We start from the raw sequence: 21,623 nt of genomic DNA on the forward strand, positions 1-21,623 counted from the left end.
CGGCACGGGCGCGGGCTTCGGCCTCGGCGGCAGCGGCCGCGCGCGCCTCGGAAGCACGGGCCAGCCCTGCGGCACGGTTGTTCAATGAACCCAACTGGGTCTGGTTGGTGGTCAAGGTGCCGGCATGCTCTCCGTTCATATAGATGTCGAACGCCGCCGGCTCAGATACATCCACCACCGCCTGAACATTTTGCGGCGCGCGCCAGCTGTCACCGGCCGCCAGTTGGCGGGCAAACAGAATGCGACCGTCGCCCTGACGGATCACCAAGGTGACGGGGCGATTGGCCTGCAGCACGACAATGGAGCTGGTGGCCGGAGCGCCGTACAGGGCACCGCGCGGATTAAAGGCGGCCTGCACCGGCGGCGAAGGCGGGGTGGCCGTGGCCAGCGCTTCCGGATCATCGCCCAGCAGCTCGGCCTCGATACCGCGCGTCAGATACATGGGCGGAATACTCTGGTCGGGCGGAGCGGCCTGCGGCGCGTTCAGCGTCAGTTCTTCCGGGCCGGGCACATCGGTGATTTCACGCCATTCCTTGGGCGTGGCCACAAGGTCGGACGGATGAGGCGGCTCGATCCGGCTGAGGCGCTGATAGATATTCCACGACAGAAAGGCCACGGCGACCATGCCGACCACGGCTAAAATAGCCGGAGAACGGCGGCGCATTTCCTGGAAGGCAGCGCCGGTCGGGGCCTGAAGCTGGGTCGCGGCCTCCGGGTTTTCGCGCTTGAACTGTTCGACCGCTTCCAGTTCGTCCAGCCCCAGCACCTGCGCATAGATGCGCACATAGCCGGTGGTGAAGATGCGTGACGGCAGGACCGACTGGTCGCCCTGTTCAATGGCGGTCAGAAAGCGCGGATGGACGCGGGTCTTGGTCGACAGCTCGGCCATGGACAGGCCCGATGCCAGACGCGCCGCGCGCAGACGTGCCCCCAAGGACAGGTCCTGCGACGTGTCTGGGGCAGCTGTATCTGTCTGGGACGGCAAAGGCCGATCCTGATCCATCGAGCGGGGTATCCGTGGCGTTTGCGCCGTCAGCGCCTGATCCATCGCTTAGACGACCATCCGTCCATGTTCAACGTATGGCGCGGTCACACCCCAAGGTTCAGCTTGCGGGCCAGGGACTCGATCTCGCCGCGCACCGACGAGGCCGATGAGGCCAACAAGGGCTCCATGCCCCGCCAAGCCGCATTCAGATCGGCGGACAGGATCATCCGCTTGACCGGCCCCACGCCACTGGCCGGAGCCGACAGGCGGTCAAAGCCCAAGGCGATCAGGGCAAAGGCCTCCAGCGGCTTGCCCGCCATCTCACCACAGATCGACACCGGCGTATTGGTGTCGGTGCATTTCCGGCGGATTTCCAACAGCGCTCTCAGCGCCGGCGGCGACATGGCGTCATAGCGGTCCGCCACGCGCGGATTGGTCCTGTCTGCGGCAAACATATATTGCATCAGGTCGTTGGTGCCGACAGAGACAAAGTCCGTCAGCGGCAACAGGGCGTCGAGGTGCCACAGCAGGCTGGGGCATTCGATCATGGCCCCCAGACGGATCAGGCGCGGGAGGTTGCGGCCTCGGCGACGGGCCCAGTCGCATTCCACGTCCATCAGTTCGCGCGCACGGCGGAACTCTTCGACCGTGGCGATCATCGGGAACATGACGCGCAGTTCGCGACCTGCCGCCGCGGCCAGCAAGGCACGAAGCTGCATCCGCAGCAGGGCGGGACGGTCCAAACCCAAGCGGATGGCACGACGGCCCAAGGCGGGGTTTTCCTCGCGCTCGGGCTCCAGATAGGGCAGCACCTTGTCGCCGCCGATATCCAGCGTGCGGAAGGTCACAGGGCGGTCGCCTGCCGCATCCAGCACCAATTTGTACAGCGCCGTCTGGGCCGTCAGCTTGGGCAGCTCGTCGGCCACCATGAACTGGAACTCGGTACGGAACAGGCCGATGCCCTCGGCCCCCGTCATGTCGAGGTTTTCCAGATCGACCGCCAGACCGGCATTGGTCAGCAGCATGATGCGCCGCCCATCCAAGGTGACAGCGGGCGTATCACGCAGCTGGTCGAACTCGGCGCGGCGTTGGGCGCGCACCTCCATCCGGTTCTGGATGGCGGCCAGCATGTCGGCACGCGGGCGCAAATAGGCCTCGCCCGTCTCGCCATCGACGATGACGGCATCGCCCTCGGACAGGCGGTCACGCAGACCGGGCAGACGGCCCACACACGGGATTTGCAGGGCCCGCGCCACAATGGCGGCGTGACCGGCGGGGGAGCCTTCTTCCAGCAGCAGGCCCTTAAGCTTGCTGCGCGGATATTCCAGCAAATCGGCCGGACCCAGATTACGCGCCACCAGAATGGCGTCGTCAGGAATGACGCGCGCCGAGGGGTCATCGCCCATCAGGATACGCAGCAGGCGGTTGGCCAGATCTTCGAAATCGTGCAGCCGCTCGCGGATATAGGGGTCACGGGCGCTGGCAAAACGGGCGCGGTGTTCGGTACGCACACGGTCCACCGCCGCCTCGGACGTCAGACCACTGCGGACCGCCTCCAGCAGGGAGCGGTTCCAGCCGCGGTCGTCCGCGAACATGCGGTAGGTTTCCAGCACCTCATAAGGGGTGCCGCCCAGCTTGGCTTGACCGCCCTCCAACAGCACGTCGATGCTGGATTTCAGTGCCGCCAGACCGGCATTCAGGCGCTGCTCTTCCAGTGCCGGATCGTCGGCCAGCAGCTTGTCGGGCGGAACCGGCGCTTCGTGCAAAATGGCCCGACCCACGGCCAGACCTTCGGCGAACTTCTGGCCGCTCAGACGCTCGGGCCGGTGCGGAGCCAGTTCGACGTCGCGCAGTTCGGCATCGCCCAGCAAACCGCCGGAGGCCACGGTCTCGGACAGGACCATGGCGATGTTCTGGATATCCTCCAGCTCGTCCTCGTCATAGACGCGGGCGGCACGGTTCTGCACGACCAGCACGCCGATGGCGCGGCCACCGCGCAACAGCGGCGCGCCAAGGAAGGCGTTGAACGGGTCTTCGCCCGTTTCGGGGCGATACGAGAAACTTGGGTGTTCCTGCGCATTCGACAGGCTGACAGGCTGGGCCAGACGGGCCACTTCGCCCACCAGACCTTCGCCGGGGCGCAGACGGGTGTTGTGGACGGCCTCGGGGTTCAGACCTTCGGTCGCGAACAGTTCCAGTTCACCCGACCCGCGTCGCAGATAGATGGAGCAGACCTCGGCCACCATGGAGCGGGCGATGATCCGCACCACCACGTCGAGACGCTGTTGGGCGCTGGCCACATGGGCCGCATCGGCCCCGCCCGCCAAAGCCTCGCGGATTTGGCGCAGGAGGTTTCTGGGCCCCCTTGTCGACAGTCCGCCTGCTTTGACCATGGTCACTCCTGTCAGCGCATCATCGGGTCAGTGTACCAGATAAGATGCGCCTTTGTTTTCACCTATAGGGCTTCCAGTCCATAGGCCGCGTGAAGCGCTCGAACGGCCAACTCGGCATAGGCCGATTCAATCAGGACACTGATCTTGATTTCCGAGGTCGAGATAGCCTGGAATTTGATGCCCTTGTCGGCCAGAGCGCGGAACATCATCTGCGCCACACCGGCGTGCGAGCGCATGCCCACGCCGATGACCGACACCTTGGCCACATCGTCATCGACACGGATTTCCTCGAAACCGATGGAGTCCTTTTCCGACTGCATCAGTTCAGCGGCGCGCGCGGCATCGCGGCGGCCGGTGGTGAAGGTCAGGTTGACGGTGCCGGGGGTGCGGGCCTGCGACTGGACGATCATGTCCACGTTCACATTGGCCTCGGCCAGACGGGTGAAGACGTCGGCCGGAGCGTCGGTACGGTCCGAAAGACCCAGCAGAGTGATCCGGGCTTCGTCCCGGCTCATCGTCACGCCGGAAACGATGCGCTTTTCCACGATCTCATCCTCATCGCAAATCAGGGTGCCGGCATCTTCCGGCAGAATTCCGTTTTCATCGGGCTCGATAAAGCTGGACAGCACGCGCACGGGAACCCGATTGTGCATGGCCATCTCGACCGAGCGTGTTTGCAACACCTTGGCCCCAAGGGATGCCATTTCCAGCATCTCCTCATAGGAGACCTTGGCCAGACGGCGCGCACGGCTCTCGACGCGCGGGTCGGTCGTATAGACGCCGTCCACATCCGTATAGATGTCGCACGGGCAGTTCAGCGCCGCCGCCACGGCGACTGCCGAAGTGTCCGAACCGCCACGGCCCAGCGTGGTGATGCGGCCTTCGGGAGTGACGCCCTGAAAGCCCGGAATGACGGCAATTTCACCGGCATCCATGCTGGCGGCCATAGCCTCGGCACGGATTTCCTCAATGCGCGCGCGAGCGTGGGCGTCATCGGTGATGATCGGGATCTGCCAGCCCATCCAGCTGCGGGCCTTATAGCCCATATTGCGCAGGGTGATGGCCAGAAGGCCCGAAGTCACCTGTTCGCCCGAGGCGACCACCACATCATATTCATCGTCGGACAGGGTGCCCGCCGGATACAGACCCGCAGCCGGAGCCCCTGCCCCGTCGGTCCACGCCACCAGCTCATTGGTTTTACCCGCCATGGCAGACACCACCACGGCGACCTTTTTGCCTTTAGCGGCCTCGGCCGCGACAATGCGCGCGGCGCGCCTGATCCGTTCCAGATCGGCCATGGAAGTTCCGCCGAACTTCATGACCAGACGGCTTGCATCCGTCTGCGGGTTCGCCCCCGTCATACCGGTATCCAATTCTCAAGCCCCTGTTCGGGGTCGTGTTGCACTTGCGTCGGGAAGAAAGGCAGTCCATCCCTTGGCTCATGTCCGCTTCTAACGACACCGGCCCCGAGCGCAAACCCCAAACCTCACAGGGTTTTACCGAAAATTCGCCCAAGGCGGAGATGGAACGTGCAGAGGGCCCCAGTATCGACCCTGCCGATGTGGCACGTTTTTCCGCTCAGGCCGCTGAATGGTGGGACCCCAAGGGGCCGTTTGCGCCGCTTCACCGGTTCAATCCGGCGCGCCTGCGCTTTGTGCGCGACCGCGTGGCCGAGCACTATGGCCGCAACGCCAACAGTCGCGCCCCGTTCGAAGGCCTGAGCCTGATCGACATCGGCTGTGGCGGTGGCTTGCTGGCCGAGCCGATGCGCCGCATGGGGTTCGAGGTCACGGCGCTGGATGCGTCGAGCGAAAACATCGGCACGGCCCGCGCCCACGCTGAACAGGTGGGTCTGAATATCCGCTATCGCGCCGCCACCGTCGAGCAGACGGTGGCCGATGGCGAAGGCCCGTTCGATGTGGTGCTGACCATGGAGGTGATCGAGCACGTAGCCGATCCGGGCGAGTTCATCCGCACCTGCTCAAAGCTGGTCAAACCCGGCGGCACTATGATCGTTGCGACCCTTAACCGCACGCTGAAGGGCCTGCTGCTGGGCAAGTTCGCGGCGGAATATGTGCTGCGCTGGGTGCCTGCCGGTACCCACAACTGGCGACAGTTCCTGAAGCCGGACGAAATCCGCGACATGCTGAAGTCCGAGCCGCTGAGCGTCACCGGCCCGTTCGGGCTGGAGTACAACCTTCTGACCGACAAGTGGAAAGAAGGCGACGCCGACATCAACTATATGATGGTGGCAGTCAAACAGGCCTGAAAAAAGGGGAGAGGCACCAGCTTCTCCCCTTCTTCATTTTGGACAAGCTCCAGCTTAGTGCTGGGTTTCGCGCAGCAGGCTCATGTCATAGCCCAGCTCGGCAGCGCGATCGTACAGGCGCTGGCGCTGTTCCTGCGACGGCTTGGCTTCGCGGCTGAGGATCCACAGGTTGCGGCCCGACGGCTCGCCCACGATCGACCAGCTGTAGTCGTCGGCATGGTCGAGAATCCAGTAGTCACCGACGTAGAATGGGCCAAAGAAGGACAGCTTCAGCTTGGTGTTGTTGCTGCCTTCGACCACCTTTCCCTTGGCGGTGGCTTCGCGATATTCGCCGTTGACCGAGTCCTGACGGCAACCGTTGGTCACGCCGATTTGGCCATCTTCCAGCAGGCGATATTCAGCCGTAACGGCCTCACAGCCCTTTTGGTAGCCGAACTCATAGCGGGCCAGTTCGTACCATTTGCCCAGATAGCGATCGAGTTCGACCGCCTTGGTCGGCTCGGGTACATTGGCATTACCCGACGGGCCCTGACGCGCCAGAGTCGCGCATGCACCGAGCGCCAACAGACCGGCGACAGCCACACCGGCAACGAGCAGTTTGGGGAGGGGGGAGTTTTTCATCCCACCGCAACGCACTATCGACGAACGTTGTTCCGTTCAGCCCAATGCGCGTTCCATATAGCGGGCATCCTCGCCATAGGACGCCAGTTTTTCGGCCATACCCGGCGGGTTCTGGGCTTCAAAACCGTTGCGAGCCCAAAAGCCCGACGCATTGTTCACAGCCACCAGCGAGATCATCCTGTAGCCGTCTGCCTTCGCCGCGTCGGCCAGCGCTTCGACGACCTGACGGGTATAGCCGCCGCCGCGCGTGGACGGATGCAGCGCCAGATCGTGCAGGTAAACGGTTTCCGCGTCGTCGGGGACAGCGTCGATCAGGACATTCAGCGCCGGAGCCGCATAGCGTTTCCACGGATAGGCCACCAGATAGCCGCGCACGGTGCCCGCATCGTCCGACAGCACATAGCAACCGCGAGGATTAAGATCCAAACGGTTGGCGAAGCAGATACGGTCCTCGGGGTGGTCGGGGAAGGACACCTTTGCCACCTCGACCACGCCGTCCAGATCATTTTCGGTCATGGCGCGCCATTCCAGCGCCGACACGGAGGCAACAGACATCTTGAACTCCAGAAATACCGGGCCAGGCCATCAGGCCAACCCCTGAGAACGCCCCACTGGGCCTTCAGTTCGCCTTGGAAGGATCGGGCGGCGCGTCCGGCAGCGGCAGGCAGGGTATGCCGTCATCCTTCAGCTTTTTGATATCCGTAGGCGTGGCCTCACCATAGATTTCGCGCTTCTCGCTGCGGCCTTCGTGGATGTCGCGAGCCTCGCGGGCAAAGGCGTCGCCCACGTATTCGAAATTCTCTTCGACGTGACTGCGCACCTCGCGCGCGGCCTGCATCATCATGGTCTGCATGGCCTTTACGGCATCGGCGGGAGCGCCAGCGGTCTTCTTGGTGCCGGATACAGCGGGGGCCATGATCTGCTTTTTCACTTCGCGCGAGGCGCAGAAGGGGCATTCGACCAGACCGCGGGCGGCTTGGTCGTCATAGTCGGAAGACGAGGCGAACCAGGCTTCAAAGCCGTGGTCCTGATCACAAACAAGGGCGTAGCGGATCATTGCGCAGTGACAAAGGATCGATCGTGAGTCAGGGCGGGAATGGCGCGACGTGCCTTCTCGACCGCTGACAGGTCTAGCTGGGCGTGAAGCACTGCAGGGCGGTCGTGGTCAAGCTTGGCAATCACCTCGCCCCACGGGGAGATGACGACCGAGTGGCCCCAGGTCTGTCGGCCATCCTCATGGGTGCCGCCTTGGGCGGGAGCCAGAACATAGCTGCCGGTCTCGATGGCGCGCGCCCGCAGCAAGACTTCCCAGTGGGCCTCTCCGGTCGGGCGGGTGAAGGCAGCAGGCACGACAATCAGGCTGGCTCCGCCATGGGCCAAGGCGCGGTGCAGATAGGCAAAGCGCACGTCATAGCAGATGGTCAGACCCAGTCCGCCCCACGGCGTGGGGGCCACCACCGCCTCCGATCCGGGACGGACCACCGCGCTTTCGCGCCAGCGCTCGCCCGTGTCCAGATCGACATCGAAGACGTGCATTTTATCGTAGCGTGCGACGATGGTGCCTGTCGGATCGATCAAAAGGCTACGATTGGCCGCACGGTCATCGCCATCAATGTTCGAGCGCACCATGGCCGATCCCATCAGGATCCAGACCTTGAGCTCGGCAGCCAGCTTGCACAGGCCCTGAACGGCGACATCATCGCCCTCGTTCACAAGAGCCGCGTCACGAAGGCCCTTCCTCTGTTCGAGGAAGTTGGTGGCCTCGGGCGTGATGATCAGTTCGGCCCCCTTGAGGGCTGCCTGACGGATCATGGGCGCGACGTGATCAAGGCCCGCCTTCGCCGTGGCTGGCGTGCAGGTCTGGATCAAAGCCACATTGACGATGTTGCTCATGTCGCGCCCCCGATCATTTGGCCTCAGGCTGCCAGCAGCGGGTCGAGACCACCCTTGGCGTCCAGAGCGTGGATATCGTCGCTGCCGCCAATGTGCTGATCATTGATGAAGATTTGCGGGAAGGTGGCTGCGCCGCCCGAACGCTCGACCATCTCGGCCTTCTTTTCCGGATCGTTCGAGGCGACGATCTCGGTGTAGGCGGCACCCTTACGGTCCAGCAGGGCCTTGGCGCGGATGCAATAGGGGCAACCCGGCTTGGTGTAGATGACGACTTCGGCCATGGGGGATCTCCTTTAAAACTCTTATGCGTAAGGCCCCGACGGTCGAGATCGATCCGCAAAAGCCCGATGTATGATCCTATTTAGGCATTTCCCGCCCGCCGCGCACCCCCGCAACGACAGCAAGGTCGACCTGACGCGCTCCGGCGGCCATCAGGGCCTCGGCGCAGGCGTTGGCGGTGGCCCCTGTGGTCAGCACATCATCCACCAACAGGATATGGCGGCCCTTGATCTGCTGGACGCCCCTGCCGGTTACGGCGAAAGCGTTTTTGACGTTCAGCCGACGCTGGCGACCGGATTTGCCCCCTTGGGAAGCTGTCAGGCGCACCCGCTTCAGACTGTCGGGCAGGTAGAGCAGTCCACGTGTGCGTGCCAAAGGGCGGGCGATCTCTGCGGACTGGTTCAAGCGGCGTCGCAACAGCCTGAGCGGATGTAGGGGCACGGGTACCACCGCATCGACATCATCCAGCATGGGCGCGGCCGCGCGGCTGAGCCAGCGCGCAAAAAGAGCGGCGTTTTGCTGCTGATCGCCGTGCTTGAGCCCCAGGATCAATCCGCGAGAATGTTCGTCATACAGGCACGCGGCGCGGGCGCGCGAAAACCGGTGCGGGTGCGACAGGCAGGCTGCGCACCGGTCAATGCCGAAGCCGCCACCGTCATGCTCATACGGCAGGCCGCAGCCGTCACAGACCGGATCTTCCAGAAAGGTGATCTGTGACCATGCGGCAGAGGTCAGACCCTGCGAGGCAACCGATTTGGCATCATCATAGCTGAGTGGCGGCAGGACCAGATCGGTCAGGGCGCGGCCCAGTCTTTTGCCACGCAGAGCAAAATCCGCCGTTTGGCGACGGCAAAGGTCTTTCCATTCCGACGGCGAGCCGCCATCTAGTCCCCACATGAGCGCCCCCTCTTCCGGTCCCCCGATTATCTTCGACACAGCGCGTCGCCAGCAGAGGCTGACGCGATCGGCCAAGCTGTTTGCCAAGGCCGATTTCCTGCATCGTCGTGCGGCAGAGGACGCGGCCCACACTCTGTCGGCCATATTGCGCGAGTTCAAGAACCCTGTGGACCTGTCGCCGCATCAGGGCGTGCTGGCCGAGGCGCTGCACGGCTTGCCCGCCGCCGAACGCATGGGGCCGATCACAAACATCGGCACGATTGCCGATCGCGCGGCACCGGGGGCGGCCCCTCTGCCACTTGAGCCGCAAAGCGCCGACCTGATCGTCAACCTGTTCGGCCTGCACTGGGCCAATGATCTGCCCGGCGCGTTGAGCCAGATCCGCCGCGCGCTGCGCCCCGATGGCCTGTTTATCGGCAGCCTGTTTGGCGCGGCGACACTGAAGGAACTGCGCGGGGCACTGACCGATGCCGAGCTGGAAATGACCGGCGGGGCGCAGGCGCGCGTGTCTCCCTTTGCGGATGGCTTTGACGGTGCCGCCCTGTTGCAGCGGGCTGGGTTTGCCCTGCCCGTCTCGGATGTGGACCGGATTACCGTGCGCTATTCCAGCCCGCTGTCGCTGATGCATGACCTGCGGGCCATGGGCGAGACCAATAGTCTGGCGGGTCCGATCCGCCCTTTAAGCCGCCGTATCGTGACGCGCGCCGTCGAGCTTTATTTCGAACGTCATGCAGAGGCCGATGGCCGGATTCCGGCGACGTTCGAAATGGTGCACCTTGCCGGTTGGGCCCCGGATGACAGCCAGCAAAAGCCCGCCAAGCGGGGCTCGGCCAAGATGCGACTGGCCGATGCACTGGGCGTAAAAGAACAGACGGGCGAGAATTAGAAAAGGGGCCGAAAGGCCCCTTTTGTGCGTTTAGTCGCCAGAACTTTCGCCGTCTCCGCTATCGCCTTTGCCACCATCCAAGCCAGCGACGACCTCGTTTTTAACATATTCCCACATGCCACTGTTGCCGCCGCCCAGAGCAGCCACGCTACCGATGATGACAAGAGCGATCAAAGCGGCGATCAGGCCGTATTCGATGGCCGTGGCACCGCTGTCGTCGTGTGCGAAATCCTTAACGTTTGTCAGCATCACACACCCCTTCGGCACGCCTTGATTAGATCAGATCGCGAAGCCAGGCGATCAGAGGTTCATCCGCCGGAGGCATGGGATAATCGCGCAATTTCGCGGGTTTGACCCACGCCAGAGCCGAATGTTCCTTGGCTACCACCGTGCCGGACCACCGCCGGCACAGATACAGTGGCATCAACAGGTGAAATTTTTCGTAAGCGTGACTGGTAAACACGAAGGGGGCGAGGCACGCCTCCTTCACATCGATGCCCAGCTCTTCCTTCAACTCGCGGATCAGGGCCTGCTCGGGACGTTCGCCCGGCTCGACCTTGCCGCCCGGAAACTCCCACAGTCCGGCCAGCTGTTTGCCCTCGGGGCGCTTGGCGATCAGGATGCGGCCATCCGGATCGATCAGCGCCACGGCAACGACGAGAACGGTCGGGACCTGAGCTTCGGCAACGGCCTCGGTCACGAACGATAGTCCCCGTTGATCTCGATGTAGCGTTTGGTCAGATCGCAGGTCCAGACGGTCGCCGAAGCGCGGCCCGAGGCGACGTTCACCGTGATGTCGATCTCGGGGTTCTTCATATAGGCGCTCATCTTGGCCTCGTCGTAGTCGGGGGCCGGCGCGCCATCGATGGCCGCCGTGTGCGGGCCGAAATAGATGGCGAGGCGATCACGATCGACGTCTTCCTCGGTCTTGCCGACGGCCATGACGATACGCCCCCAGTTGGCATCTTCGCCGGCGATGGCGGTCTTGACCAGCGGGCTGTCGGCAATCGACTTGGCCAGCTTGCGGGCCGAAGCGGGCGATGCGGCACCGTCCACGGTGATCTTCACGAATTTGGTCGCGCCCTCGCCGTCCTTCACCAGCTGGTGGGCAAGGTCGAGCATGACCTGTTCCAGCGCGCGCGAGAAATCCTTCAGGCGGCGGTCACCGACGCGGCCGATGCGCGGTGCGCCGGAGGTGCCGGTGGCAAAGATCAGCGCCGTGTCATTGGTCGAGGTGTCGCCGTCCACGGTCACCGAGTTGAAGGTCGTGCGCACGTGCAGGTTCAGCAGGGCCTTGAGCACCGGCGGGGCGATATCGGCATCGGTGACGATGAAGGCCAGCATGGTCGCCATGTCCGGCGCGATCATGCCTGAACCCTTGGCAATGCCCGACACGCGCACCTTCACGCCCTCGATCTCGCACTCGGCGGTCGAGCCCTTGGGGAAGGTGTCGGTGGTCATAATGCCCTGACCGGCCTTGGCCCAGTTGTCTGCACCGAGACCGTTTTCGATGTCCGGCAGACGCGCGGCAATCTTGGTGTCGTCCAGCACTACGCCGATCACGCCGGTCGAGGCCAGCATGACGTCACGTTGGCGGCAGCCGAAGCGTTTGGCGGCCTCACCGGCCGTGCGACGCGCGGCATCGGCACCGGCCTTGCCGGTAAAGGCGTTGGCGCAGCCGGCGTTGACCACCAACAGTTTGACGCCCTCGCCACCCTTTTCCGCGCCCAGCTGTCGCTTGCACCAGTCCACCGGAGCCGAGCCCACCTTGTGGCGGGTGAACACGCCTGCGCAGTTGGCACCTTCGGGGAAGTGGAAGACCACCAGATCGTCGCGCTGGTGCTTGTAGAAGCCTGCGCGCGCCGTGGCGATCTCTACCCCGCCGACCGGCGGCATCACCGGAAACGGCACGGCCAACGGCGAGATCATCAGGCCCGGCTTGCCCGCAGCAGGGGTTTCAGCGGCCTTGGCCGAGGGCTGCGTCGCGCGCTTGATGACCGAGGTCAACGGATCCAGAGCCTTTTCGATAGCGGATTCAATCTTTTGTCCGGTCGAGGAGGACTTGGAAGCAGGAGGGCGGCTCATGAGGCGGTTCCGGTGGAGGCAGCGTTGGGGGATGCCGAAGCAGGGGGCGGCGTTTGCGTGACGGATTTGGGCGGGTCAATCTCAATCTGGACCTCGGCCTTGCCACGCAGCTGTTCCAGCAGCTGGCGCACCCCTTCGTAGGTCAGATAGCGAACGATGACGGGGCGGGCCTGCTCCAGCGTCGGCGGGGTCTCGGCGCGGCGGTCCTCGACACGCAGCACCGCCCAGCCATTGGGGGCCTGAACCGGACCGACCACAGCGCCGGTGTCCTGACCGACGATGGCGCTGGCATAGGGCGCTGGCAGCAGGTCGGGCGTGGCATAGCCCAGATCACCGCCGGAGAAGCGTGAGGCCTCGTCGATGGAGCGCTGGGCGGCCACGGCTTCGAACGCCGCCCCCTGCCCCAGCAGCGCCATCACCGCCTCGGCCTGTTCTTTCGACTGGCTGAGGATCAGGCGCAGGCGCACCTCTTCGGATTTCTGGGCACGGCGCTGTTGTTCGGCATAGAGGCGCTCGACCGCCTCATCGGAAACGGCGCGGTCCACCACCGTCTCCACCAGCATGTCACCGAGAATGCGTTGGCGCACGGCTTCGAGGCGGCGCTGGGCGGCGGGACTGTCAGCCAGTCCGCGACGCTCGGCCTCGGCGGCCAGCAGGGTCTGGTCGATCACCTCGTCCAGTACGCGTCGGAACAGTTCGGAGCGCACATCCAGCGGCTCGGCATCGCCAATCAGACCTTGGGCGACAGCTTCACGGCGAACATCGGATGCCCAGATTTCATGTTTTTCTACACGCGCGACAATCCGGTCACCTGCGTCGGGGTGGCTGGCGTCCTTGCGATCTCCGCAGGCAGCCAAAGACAACGCCAAACAGGCGCAAATGCCCGCCATGACGGGACGAAATCCAGAAAAGGAAGGGCGCGATGCAGTCATCGGGCGCTCCTGAAACGGGTCTATGGAGAGGCGGCAGCCTACGGAGGAGATGCCCTGCGCAAGCGTCGCCAAAACAGCGCTCGCGTTGACAGGTCATAGGGCGGTGCTTAAGTCCGGCCTGCGCCCAAGTCGAGGGGTTTTCGATCGTATGCGCGGCCCTTCGCGCGCCCTAGTTCTCAGGGATGCCGTAAACGGCTGCGATGGAAACCCGCGATTTAGGCCCAAGACCCTATTTTCTGAGCCCTTAACCGCTCGACCGATCCGGAACGCCCATGCTCGGCTTCGCCAAGAAATTCCTCGGTTCTTCGAACGACCGCAAGGTCAAGGCCTTCACGGCCCAAGTTCAGAAGATCAACGCCCTTGAAACCAAGTTCGCGGCCCTGTCCGACGACGAACTGCGCATGATGACGCAGACCTTCAAGGACCGGATCGAAGGCGGGGAGTCTCTGGATAAGATTCTGAACGAAGCCTTCGCCGTGGCGCGTGAAGCGTCCAAGCGCGTTCTGGGCCAGCGCCAGTATGATGTGCAGCTGGTCGGCGGCATGATCCTGCACGAAGGCGGCATCGCCGAAATGCGTACCGGTGAAGGCAAGACGCTGGTGGCTGTGGCTCCGGTGTACTTGAACGCCCTGCTGGGCAAGGGCGTGCACGTCATCACCGTGAACGACTATCTGGCCCGACGCGATGCCGAGACCATGGGCAGGGTCTATCGCTTCCTAGGTCTGGAAGTGGGCGTGATCGTCAACGGCCTGTCGCAAGGCCAGCGCCAGATGGCCTATCAGGCCGACATCACCTACGGCACCAACAACGAGTTCGNNTACGGCACCAACAACGAATTCGGCTTCGACTATCTGCGCGACAACCTGGTCTATGACCGTCGCGAGATGGTGCAGCGCGAGCACCACTTCGCCATCGTCGACGAAGTCGACTCCATCCTGATCGACGAAGCCCGCACCCCGCTGATCATCTCGGGTCCCACCGAAGACCGTTCGGACTTCTACAAGATCGTCGACACGCTGGTGAAAGAGCTGGTCAAGGACAAGGCCACCTATGACCTTGACGAAAAGCAGCGTCAGGCTCTGCTAACCGAGCTGGGCTCGGAACGCATCGAGGACATGCTGAAGGAAGCCGGTCACTTCGCGGATGGCACCGACGACCTGTACGACCCGCTGAACGTCTCGCTGGTCCACCACGTGAACCAGGCCCTGCGCGCCAATACCCTGTATCAGCGCGACAAGGACTACATCATCAAGGGTGGCGAGATCATCCTGATCGATGAATACACCGGCCGTATGATGCAGGGCCGCCGTCTGTCCGAAGGCCTGCACCAGGCGCTGGAAGCCAAGGAAGACGTCAAGATCCAGCCCGAGAACCAGACACTGGCCTCGGTGACGATCCAGAACTACTTCCGCCTTTATGAAAAGCTGTCTGGTATGACCGGTACGGCCGCCACCGAGGCGCAAGAATTCCTCGACATCTACAAGATGGACGTCCTTGAGGTCCCGACCAACCGTCCGATCCAACGCAAGGATTATGACGACGAGGTCTATCGCACCTTCAAGGAAAAGAACGCCGCCATCGTCAAACAGATCGCCGAATGCCACGTGAAGGGTCAGCCGATCCTCGTCGGCACCGTGTCGATCGAAAAGTCCGAAGAGCTGTCCGAGCTGCTGAAGACCTGCGACTACAAGGTCGAGGTCAGCCGCGAGCTGAAGCCGGAGTATGCCGGTCGCGAAAAGGAAGCCCAAAAGGTCGGTGATGACGCCTACAACATCACCTACAAAACCGGTCGCGGCATTCCGCACGCCGTCCTGAACGCGCGCCAGCACGAGCAGGAAGCCTATATTGTTGCCGACGCCGGTCTGCCGGGCGCAGTGACCATCGCCACCAACATGGCCGGTCGCGGTACCGACATCCAGCTGGGTGGTAACCTGGAAATGCGCATCCAGCGCTGGCGTCAGGAACAGCGCAACATGGCGATCGAAGTGACCGACGAAATGGTCGCTGCCAAGGAAGCCGAGTTCAAGGCCGAGATCGCCGTTGCCAAGGAACAGGCACTGGCCGCAGGCGGTCTGTTCGTTCTGGGTACCGAGCGCCACGAAAGCCGCCGTATCGACAACCAGCTGCGCGGTCGTACCGGTCGTCAGGGTGACCCCGGCACCTCGAAATTCTACCTGTCGTGCGAAGACGACCTGCTGCGCATTTTCGCCGGCGACCGTCTGGATGCGATCATGAGCCGGTTTGGCGTCGCCGAGGGCGAAGCCATCAGCCACCCGTGGCTGAACCGCGCCGTGGAGACCGCCCAGAAGCGTGTCGAGGCCCGCAACTACGATATGCGCAAGAACGTGCTGAAGTACGACGACGTCGTAAACGACCAGCGCAAGGCCGTCTTCGAACAGCGTCAGGAGTTCATGGACTCCGACGATCTGTCCGAACTGGTCGAGGATTTCCGCCGCGACGTGGTGTCCGATCTGGTCGAACGCTACATGCCGCCGAAGGCTTATGCCGAGCAGTGGGACATCAACGGTCTGGACGAGAAGGTGAAGCACACCCTCGGTCTGGAATTGCCGCTGCATGACTGGGCCGCCGAGGAAGGCGTGTCGAACGAAGAGATCGAAGAGCGTCTGAACGCCGCCGCCGATGCCCGCGCCGCCGAGCGTCTGGAGCTGATCGGTGTCGAACAGACCCGCGGGCTTGAAAAGCAGTTCATGCTGCAAATGATCGACATGAAGTGGCGCGAGCATCTGGTCCATCTGGACCATCTGCGCGGCGTCATCGGTCTGCGGGGCTATGGTCAGCGTGATCCGCTGAACGAGTACAAGACCGAAGCCTTCAACCTGTTTGAAAACCTGCTGCACGACCTGCGCCACGATGTAACGCGCTGGCTGATGACGGTCGAGTTCCGCTTCCAGCCGCCGCCCGCGATGGAAATGCCGGAGTTCGAGGAAATCCACCTGAACCCGGGCACGGGCGAGAACCAGATGGACAATCCGGCCGCCCAAAACCCCGAAGGCTTGCTGCAAGGCGATGACCGCGCGGCGCTGCCGGTCGAAGCCCTGCCGGAAGGCTGGGAGCGCACCAACCGCAACGGCGACTGCCCGTGCGGATCGGGCCGCAAGTTCAAGCACTGCCACGGTAGATTGGTCTAACCCGCGTCGGGTCGAAAAGGCGGAGCCTTTTGACCGCGGGTTAATCTTGGAATGGCGGGCACAGCCCGCCGCCGCTAACGCGACGTACGCGGTCGGTCGCTGCTTGAGCGGCTTAGTTTAAGGCGGGCTTTGCCCGCTGCGGCTACGCTCACCTCGCGGATGTTCGCGGCTTGAGCCGCAAAACTATTCTTGATCAGGGCGACGCTTCGGTGTCGCCCTTTTCTATTGGGCGGCTCCCAGAACACGGTAAGGTGGTGCCCATGTTAAAGCACCGTTTTGAATGCGCCCTGTCACTTGATCCCCAGCGCCTGCATTTTGCGGCGCACAGCCATCATCTGTGGCCGGACGTGACCTTCGATGCTCAGGTCCGTGCATGGGCCGAGGCCAACAAATTCGCCGACCGCAAATGGGATCTGATCTTTAGCGAGGTGATCCCGCAAGCCCAAGGCCATGTGGCGCGGCAGTTGGGGTTGCCAGGTCCCGACAGTGTGGTGTTCAGCTCCAATACCCATGACCTGTTGCTGCGTATCGTCTCGGCGGTAGAGACCAAGCCCGTACGGATTCTGACCACCGATGGCGAATTCCACTCCTTCCGCCGCCAGAGCCAGCGCTGGGAAGAAGCGGGCGAGGTGGTGCTCACGCAGGTTTCCGTGGAACCCGCCGACACCTTTGAAGAGCGTTTCCGCGTCGCCGCCGAGGCGGGCGGCCATGATCTGATCTTTGTCAGTCAGGTGTTTTTCCGCACCGGTCGTCTGGCCGGTGATCTGGAGGCACTGGCCCGCCTGTCCAAGCCCGAAGGGCCGTGGGTGGTCATTGACGGCTATCACGGCTTCATGTCGGTGCCGACCGATCTGTCGGCCATTCACGACCGCGTCTTCTATCTGGCGGGCGGCTATAAATACGCCATGGCGGGCGAAGGAGCCTGTTTCCTGCACGCGCCGGACGGCTTTGGCGCGCGGCCCGCTATCACCGGATGGTTTGCCGAATTCGGCGATCTGGAAGGCCCTGCGGGCGGGGTGCAGTACCGCACCGACGGCGGGCGTTTTTGGGGCGCGACCTTCGATGTCAGCGCGCTTTACCGCTTCAATGCCGTGCAGGACATGCTGACCGAGGAAGGCCTTGGCGTCGCCGATCTGAACGCCCACAGCCTTGGCCTGCAAAAGCGCTTTCAGACCGCATTGCAGACCAGCCAAGACCACGCCTTTGCCCATGCCGAATGGCTAAACCCTGTAGTGGATGGCCAACCCCACGCGCGTTTTTTGGCTCTGAGGCTTGAAAAGGCGGCGGCCTTGAAAGAGGCGCTGGCCGAGCGCGGCATCATCGTCGATGTGCGCGATGATGTGATCCGCTTCGGCTTTGGCCCCTATCAGGACGAGGCCGATGTGGACCGGCTGATCGCCACATGTCTGGAAATGTGACCTAGTAGAACAGGGCCTCGGCGTCCTTGCGCGCGACGGGCGGGGCCGTGTCGACCTGACGCGGGGTCGGGCGCTGACGGGGCGCAGTGGGGGCTGCTGGCACCCGCGTGACGGGCGCTGTGGCGGTGGGTGCGGTCACCACCGGCAAGGGATCACCCGGCAAGCGCGGAGACGGCGTAAGTGCGGGGGCCGGTTCATACAGTTCCGACACCGGCACATTATAGGCCTCGGTCACTGCCTCGATCGGCGGGGTCAGCCCTTGCGGGTAGGGATAGGACACGGGCTGCGCCTCGACCGGCGCGGCCACAGCTACGGCTTCCTGCGGCGAGGCGACCCGTTCGGCCTGTCCGCCTAGTCCCAAGGTCAGGCGCGCCTTGGCCTGCGATTGTTGAGTGTCGCACACGCAGAGGGCAAGAGCGCCTGCGGGATCATGCCAGAAGACCAGGGGCCAGCGGTTCTGCGCCCCGACCAAATCGCTGATCTCGGCGGCAAAGCCTTTGGCCCGCGCCAAGGCTTCCTGACGCAGGGGATCGCGGCCGACCGGCGTCAGGCCCGCAGCCGTCCAAAGCTCGGCACGGCGGCCCATCCATTCGTCAAACAGGGTCTTGCTGGGCTCCAGCCACATCTGGGCCACGGTCGCCTCTTCTGCGGCACCACCATAGCCCGACGGTATGGTGATGACGCGCACCTGGCGGCCCTGTGCGGCCAGTTGCACGGCCTCTTGGCGCGCCCACTGGTCAAAAACCGCATTGTCGCGCGGACCGATCAGGATGACGGGCCGCACGCCAGAGTTCAGCACCACATAGGGCGCGGCTTCGATGGCGGCTTGGGCCGCGGCGGCGTCGCCGGTGATCTGTACGGGGCGATGGCGCCCGTCCAGCATCCACCATGCGCCAATCGACGCTCCCGCCAGCAACAGGCCAAGGCCCGCGCCCGCAGCGAGGCCTGCCCAAAGGCACCTAGACAGCAAGATCGTATAGAGCGTCCCTCACCCGTTCCGCATGTGTCATCGGAAACAGATGGCCGCCCCCCTCCACCGTCTCAACCCGAACATGGGACGGGACGGTATTTTTCCCCGGCACGCACAGGCTCCCCACGCCTGCCTTCATCAGATGGATGTCGCCGCGAAAACGTCGCATGGCCCGCCACGGGTTGTGCCCCTGGCTGGCGTAGTTGGAGGCCTCCCACGCGGGCGAGCAGGCCAGCTCAAAGCCCTTGTCGGTCTCGATTAGACCGCCGCTTACATAGTCCGACAGGACAGCGTCGGGCCAGCCCTTAAACGCCCCCCTGCCCCGCCACGACTGGAACGCCTGTTCACGGCTTTCAAAGACCGAGCGGCGACGCAGCGTGGATTTGACGATCGGCACCTTGCTGGGCATGCGACCCAGTAACGGCAATCCGAACAAGCCCACCGTCAGGCGGCCCCAGATCACCGGATCGAGCAGCAAAAGCTTGGATACGCGCTGCGGCACCTCGGCGGCAGCCAGCAGGCTGCTGACACCGCCGATGGAGTGACCGGCCATGGCGACAGGCGGGCCGTCCATGCTCATCAGCAGTGAAATCAGATCATCGCGGTGATCGTGCCAGTTTCGGCGCGTTGCAATGTGCAGCGGCAGCCGGGTCTGGCCGTGACCGCGCAGGTCCGGTGCCCAGATGCGCAGGCCCGCCGACAGCGGCTGTAGCAGGCGTTTATAGGTATAGGCGTTGAAGCCGTTGGCGTGCACGAACACCAGATCGACCGGACGGTTGGGGTCGCCAAAGTCCAACACCGACAAGGTGCCCTCGCCCCACCGGTTGGAAATCGGGATGGAGCGACGGCGCGGCTCTTCCAACGCCACGGCGTCCATCAGGCGGCCACCTTGCAGTTGGCGCAGCGGCCATGGCCTTCGATCGTCGTACGCTCGATCTCATAGCCGACTGCAGATGCGGCGACATCGATGCCGAGACTGCTGGAGGGAATGGCCACTTCAGCAGTGGCCCCACAGCAGTCGCAGATCAGGAAAGCAGCGGCATGGCTGCCCACCTCGTCCTCTTGGGCGCTACAGGCTACATAGGCGCTGATCGAGGCAATGCGATGGACCACCCCGCGCCGTTCAAGAAATTCCAGAGCGCGATAGACCGTCGGCGGCTTGGCCGCCTGTCCATCGATGCCATAGCGCGCGATCAGGTCATAAGCCTTTACCGGCTCGCCTGCCGTCAACAGCAGTTCCAGCACGCGACGGCGCGGGGCCGTCATGCGCTCACCCTCGGCCACGCATGCCGCCTCAATGGCCGCCATAGCGCGGTCCACTTCGGGGGCAGTGAGGCCGTGGCCACTGTGTTCATGTTGACAGGCAGCTACCATGTGATCACAGCTAAGGGTTCGCGCGCCTTCTCGCAACCTGCAGGGTCAACTTGGCATCTGTGATGCAGCTTTACACTGTTCATATCGCAGGTCGTTTGCCGACGGCCTTGGCTTAGGCTAGAAGACGCCTCTTTTCTGTCCAGAACCTCAGAAACTTCAATGACCGACACCACTGCACAAAACGCCGGCGGCCTGACCGGTACCGTTCTTTTCTACAGCCAGCCGGAACCCCTGTCGGTCGAAGCTCACGGCAAACTGGGCGTGAAGGCGGTCGACAAGCCGTATGCCTTCATCGGCCAGACCAATGTCGTTCCGCTGACCGTGACCGAGTTTGCTCCGGCCGCCCTGTCGTACCCGATCATCTTCGTGGGTGACACCAAGCAGCCGGTCGTGGCCATGGGTCTGTCGGCCAACGACAACCTGTTCGTGACCGACGGCGAGTTCCGTCCGGACGCCTACATCCCGGCCTATGCCCGTCGCTATCCGTTCGTCTTTGCCAACGACGACGCACAACAGCGCATGATCCTGTGCATCGACCGCGCCGCACCGTACTTCGTCGAAGGCGGCGAAACCCCGCTGTTCGAAGGCAATGAGCCGAGCGCCTACGTCAAAAACGCCATGGAGTTCTGCAACAATTTCGAACAAGAGCGCCTGCGCACCGAGTCGTTCGTCAAGCTGCTGACCGATCTGGACCTGTTCGAAGTCAAGGAAGCCAACTTCACCCCGCGCAATCCGGACGGCACCGCGGGCCAAACCCAGAAGCTGGCCGAGTATTTCGCTATCTCGGAAGACAAGCTGAAAGCTCTGCCGGCCGAGAAGCTGGTTGAACTGCGCGACAACGGCGCTCTGGGCCAAATTTACGCCCATCTGGTGTCGCTGGGCGGCTGGGATCGTCTGATCGCCATGGCCATCACCCGCCAGTCGGCCCAACCGGCGGCTGCCAACGCCTAACCGGCGACGTCTTTTCAAGACAACAAACGCCCCGTCGGTCTCACCGGCGGGGCGTTTTGTTGGGATTAGCGGCGCGCGACCAGTCCGCGCGTCATGCAGGAAAAGACCAGACGCCCTGCCTCATCCAGCAAATCCTGCTGGGTCATGATCACACCCTTGGTGTCGCCCACCGGATCCTTGCCGACGATGGTCAACCGACCGCGCAAAAGCTCACCCGCCGGCGGATTTCGCAGGAACCGCACCCCGTCCACGGCCAGCACCTTGAACCCCGCCCAATGGGAGGAAACATCGCCGAACAGGCGGCTCCAGAGCGTGTAAAGCATAGGGTCAGGCGCGCCATAGGCTGCATCCCAGCCCGGCAGGAAACGCTCGGAAAACAGGCCAAGGCCCGTCTCATCTATCGCGCACACGCCCATGGCGATGACCTGACCTATTTCCAACTCTTCGAAATGGACGCTGAGACTACCGGTCACGCGTGGCGGCCCTCTTGCTGCGCCGTGGAAGGCTGGCGGCACACTGGC

At 63.6% G+C, this 21,623-nt stretch carries 22 protein-coding genes; 5 read left to right on the forward strand and 17 right to left on the reverse strand.

What is annotated here, in order from left to right; all coding sequences use genetic code 11:
• From B3B04_RS02325 to B3B04_RS02335, 3 genes are all read right to left on the reverse strand, one after another.
• On the reverse strand, window positions 1–934 hold a 934-nt coding region (locus B3B04_RS02325), incomplete at its 3' end, for a helix-turn-helix domain-containing protein (RefSeq protein WP_292039470.1).
• 155 nt (window positions 935–1,089) lie between these two features.
• Window positions 1,090–3,378 carry a phosphoenolpyruvate--protein phosphotransferase gene (ptsP, locus tag B3B04_RS02330; protein ID WP_292039472.1) on the reverse strand — a complete coding sequence of 763 codons (2,289 nt, stop codon included), beginning with the start codon at window positions 3,376–3,378 and terminating at the stop codon, window positions 1,090–1,092.
• A 62-nt stretch (window positions 3,379–3,440) separates the two neighbouring features.
• Entirely contained in the window at window positions 3,441–4,739 is a 1,299-nt protein-coding gene (locus B3B04_RS02335) for an aspartate kinase (RefSeq protein ID WP_292039473.1), read from the reverse strand.
• Between the two features lie 80 nt (window positions 4,740–4,819).
• On the opposite strand from B3B04_RS02335, the gene ubiG reads away from it, so the two are divergent.
• The gene (gene ubiG / locus B3B04_RS02340) at window positions 4,820–5,647 is read left to right on the forward strand and encodes a bifunctional 2-polyprenyl-6-hydroxyphenol methylase/3-demethylubiquinol 3-O-methyltransferase UbiG (protein ID WP_292039474.1); all 828 of its coding nucleotides are present in this window, start codon (window positions 4,820–4,822) and stop codon (window positions 5,645–5,647) included.
• A gap of 54 nt (window positions 5,648–5,701) precedes the next feature.
• Here ubiG and B3B04_RS02345 read toward each other — a convergent pair whose 3' ends face one another.
• The 6 genes from B3B04_RS02345 to B3B04_RS02370 form a co-directional block, all read right to left on the reverse strand.
• Complete coding sequence (locus tag B3B04_RS02345; RefSeq protein ID WP_292039475.1) at window positions 5,702–6,268, reverse strand: lipocalin family protein; 567 nt, start codon at window positions 6,266–6,268, stop codon at window positions 5,702–5,704.
• 36 nt (window positions 6,269–6,304) lie between these two features.
• Window positions 6,305–6,823 (reverse strand): GNAT family N-acetyltransferase, encoded by a 519-nt coding sequence (locus B3B04_RS02350; RefSeq protein ID WP_292039477.1) that lies wholly within the window; start codon window positions 6,821–6,823, stop codon window positions 6,305–6,307.
• A gap of 64 nt (window positions 6,824–6,887) precedes the next feature.
• Window positions 6,888–7,325, reverse strand: coding sequence for a DUF1178 family protein (locus B3B04_RS02355; RefSeq protein ID WP_292039479.1), 438 nt, complete (start codon window positions 7,323–7,325; stop codon window positions 6,888–6,890).
• Window positions 7,322–8,161: a carbon-nitrogen hydrolase family protein gene (locus tag B3B04_RS02360; protein ID WP_292039482.1), complete on the reverse strand. Its 840-nt coding sequence runs from the start codon at window positions 8,159–8,161 to the stop codon at window positions 7,322–7,324. The genes B3B04_RS02355 and B3B04_RS02360 overlap by 4 nt, the downstream gene beginning before the upstream one ends.
• A gap of 23 nt (window positions 8,162–8,184) precedes the next feature.
• Window positions 8,185–8,442, reverse strand: a complete 258-nt coding sequence (grxC, locus tag B3B04_RS02365) for a glutaredoxin 3 (protein WP_292039485.1) — start codon at window positions 8,440–8,442, stop codon at window positions 8,185–8,187.
• Window positions 8,443–8,518: 76 nt separating this feature from the next.
• Window positions 8,519–9,337, reverse strand: coding sequence for a ComF family protein (locus tag B3B04_RS02370; protein ID WP_292039488.1), 819 nt, complete (start codon window positions 9,335–9,337; stop codon window positions 8,519–8,521).
• On the opposite strand from B3B04_RS02370, the gene B3B04_RS02375 reads away from it, so the two are divergent.
• Entirely contained in the window at window positions 9,336–10,223 is an 888-nt protein-coding gene (locus tag B3B04_RS02375) for a methyltransferase domain-containing protein (protein WP_292039490.1), read from the forward strand. The genes B3B04_RS02370 and B3B04_RS02375 overlap by 2 nt on opposite strands.
• Window positions 10,224–10,253: 30 nt before the next feature.
• On the opposite strand, the gene B3B04_RS02380 is transcribed toward B3B04_RS02375, so the two are convergent.
• From B3B04_RS02380 to B3B04_RS02395, 4 genes are read right to left on the reverse strand one after another with little or no spacing between them, the layout of a single operon-like run.
• The gene (locus B3B04_RS02380; RefSeq protein ID WP_292039492.1) at window positions 10,254–10,472 is read right to left on the reverse strand and encodes a Flp family type IVb pilin; all 219 of its coding nucleotides are present in this window, start codon (window positions 10,470–10,472) and stop codon (window positions 10,254–10,256) included.
• Between the two features lie 25 nt (window positions 10,473–10,497).
• Complete coding sequence (gene mutT, locus B3B04_RS02385; protein ID WP_292039494.1) at window positions 10,498–10,923, reverse strand: 8-oxo-dGTP diphosphatase MutT; 426 nt, start codon at window positions 10,921–10,923, stop codon at window positions 10,498–10,500.
• Window positions 10,920–12,308 carry a bifunctional glutamate N-acetyltransferase/amino-acid acetyltransferase ArgJ gene (argJ, locus tag B3B04_RS02390; protein WP_292039498.1) on the reverse strand — a complete coding sequence of 463 codons (1,389 nt, stop codon included), beginning with the start codon at window positions 12,306–12,308 and terminating at the stop codon, window positions 10,920–10,922. Before argJ ends, mutT begins: the two co-directional genes overlap by 4 nt.
• Window positions 12,305–13,165 carry a peptidylprolyl isomerase gene (locus B3B04_RS02395; RefSeq protein WP_292039500.1) on the reverse strand — a complete coding sequence of 287 codons (861 nt, stop codon included), beginning with the start codon at window positions 13,163–13,165 and terminating at the stop codon, window positions 12,305–12,307. The genes argJ and B3B04_RS02395 overlap by 4 nt, the downstream gene beginning before the upstream one ends.
• Before the next feature lie 347 nt (window positions 13,166–13,512).
• Between B3B04_RS02395 and secA the strand changes: the two genes are divergently transcribed.
• Together secA and B3B04_RS02405 are read left to right on the forward strand one after the other, a co-directional pair.
• Complete coding sequence (gene secA / locus B3B04_RS02400) at window positions 13,513–16,389, forward strand: preprotein translocase subunit SecA (RefSeq protein ID WP_292039503.1); 2,877 nt, start codon at window positions 13,513–13,515, stop codon at window positions 16,387–16,389.
• A 260-nt stretch (window positions 16,390–16,649) separates the two neighbouring features.
• Complete coding sequence (locus B3B04_RS02405) at window positions 16,650–17,807, forward strand: aminotransferase class V-fold PLP-dependent enzyme (protein WP_292039504.1); 1,158 nt, start codon at window positions 16,650–16,652, stop codon at window positions 17,805–17,807.
• 1 nt (window position 17,808) lies between these two features.
• Here the strand turns inward: B3B04_RS02405 and B3B04_RS02410 are convergent, their stop codons facing one another.
• From B3B04_RS02410 to B3B04_RS02420, 3 genes are read right to left on the reverse strand one after another with little or no spacing between them, the layout of a single operon-like run.
• Window positions 17,809–18,777 (reverse strand): hypothetical protein, encoded by a 969-nt coding sequence (locus B3B04_RS02410; protein WP_292039505.1) that lies wholly within the window; start codon window positions 18,775–18,777, stop codon window positions 17,809–17,811.
• Window positions 18,767–19,654, reverse strand: a complete 888-nt coding sequence (locus B3B04_RS02415; RefSeq protein ID WP_292039507.1) for an alpha/beta hydrolase — start codon at window positions 19,652–19,654, stop codon at window positions 18,767–18,769. Before B3B04_RS02415 ends, B3B04_RS02410 begins: the two co-directional genes overlap by 11 nt.
• Complete coding sequence (locus B3B04_RS02420; RefSeq protein ID WP_292039509.1) at window positions 19,654–20,151, reverse strand: Fur family transcriptional regulator; 498 nt, start codon at window positions 20,149–20,151, stop codon at window positions 19,654–19,656. The genes B3B04_RS02415 and B3B04_RS02420 overlap by 1 nt, the downstream gene beginning before the upstream one ends.
• 159 nt (window positions 20,152–20,310) lie before the next feature.
• Between B3B04_RS02420 and B3B04_RS02425 the strand changes: the two genes are divergently transcribed.
• Complete coding sequence (locus B3B04_RS02425; protein WP_292039512.1) at window positions 20,311–21,102, forward strand: SapC family protein; 792 nt, start codon at window positions 20,311–20,313, stop codon at window positions 21,100–21,102.
• A gap of 65 nt (window positions 21,103–21,167) precedes the next feature.
• Here the strand turns inward: B3B04_RS02425 and B3B04_RS02430 are convergent, their stop codons facing one another.
• Window positions 21,168–21,575, reverse strand: a complete 408-nt coding sequence (locus tag B3B04_RS02430) for an acyl dehydratase (RefSeq protein WP_292039513.1) — start codon at window positions 21,573–21,575, stop codon at window positions 21,168–21,170.
• Between the last annotated feature and the right edge of the window lie 48 nt (window positions 21,576–21,623).

The sequence above is a fragment of the Brevundimonas sp. UBA5713 genome, from assembly GCF_002419815.1.
Taxonomy (GTDB): Bacteria; Pseudomonadota; Alphaproteobacteria; order Caulobacterales; family Caulobacteraceae; genus Brevundimonas.

Excerpts from the sequence above, each read along its gene's own strand:
- ptsP (WP_292039472.1), bottom strand. The coding sequence starts at position 3,378 with ATGGTCAAAGCAGGCGGACTGTCGACAAGGGGGCCCAGAAACCTCCTG.
- B3B04_RS02335 (WP_292039473.1), bottom strand. The coding sequence starts at position 4,739 with ATGACGGGGGCGAACCCGCAGACGGATGCAAGCCGTCTGGTCATGAAG.
- ubiG (WP_292039474.1), top strand. The coding sequence starts at position 4,820 with ATGTCCGCTTCTAACGACACCGGCCCCGAGCGCAAACCCCAAACCTCA.
- B3B04_RS02345 (WP_292039475.1), bottom strand. The coding sequence starts at position 6,268 with ATGAAAAACTCCCCCCTCCCCAAACTGCTCGTTGCCGGTGTGGCTGTC.
- B3B04_RS02350 (WP_292039477.1), bottom strand. The coding sequence starts at position 6,823 with ATGTCTGTTGCCTCCGTGTCGGCGCTGGAATGGCGCGCCATGACCGAA.
- B3B04_RS02355 (WP_292039479.1), bottom strand. The coding sequence starts at position 7,325 with ATGATCCGCTACGCCCTTGTTTGTGATCAGGACCACGGCTTTGAAGCC.
- B3B04_RS02360 (WP_292039482.1), bottom strand. The coding sequence starts at position 8,161 with ATGAGCAACATCGTCAATGTGGCTTTGATCCAGACCTGCACGCCAGCC.
- grxC (WP_292039485.1), bottom strand. The coding sequence starts at position 8,442 with ATGGCCGAAGTCGTCATCTACACCAAGCCGGGTTGCCCCTATTGCATC.
- B3B04_RS02375 (WP_292039490.1), top strand. The coding sequence starts at position 9,336 with ATGAGCGCCCCCTCTTCCGGTCCCCCGATTATCTTCGACACAGCGCGT.
- B3B04_RS02370 (WP_292039488.1), bottom strand. The coding sequence starts at position 9,337 with ATGTGGGGACTAGATGGCGGCTCGCCGTCGGAATGGAAAGACCTTTGC.
- B3B04_RS02380 (WP_292039492.1), bottom strand. The coding sequence starts at position 10,472 with ATGCTGACAAACGTTAAGGATTTCGCACACGACGACAGCGGTGCCACG.
- argJ (WP_292039498.1), bottom strand. The coding sequence starts at position 12,308 with ATGAGCCGCCCTCCTGCTTCCAAGTCCTCCTCGACCGGACAAAAGATT.
- B3B04_RS02405 (WP_292039504.1), top strand. The coding sequence starts at position 16,650 with ATGTTAAAGCACCGTTTTGAATGCGCCCTGTCACTTGATCCCCAGCGC.
- B3B04_RS02415 (WP_292039507.1), bottom strand. The coding sequence starts at position 19,654 with ATGGACGCCGTGGCGTTGGAAGAGCCGCGCCGTCGCTCCATCCCGATT.
- B3B04_RS02420 (WP_292039509.1), bottom strand. The coding sequence starts at position 20,151 with ATGGTAGCTGCCTGTCAACATGAACACAGTGGCCACGGCCTCACTGCC.
- B3B04_RS02425 (WP_292039512.1), top strand. The coding sequence starts at position 20,311 with ATGACCGACACCACTGCACAAAACGCCGGCGGCCTGACCGGTACCGTT.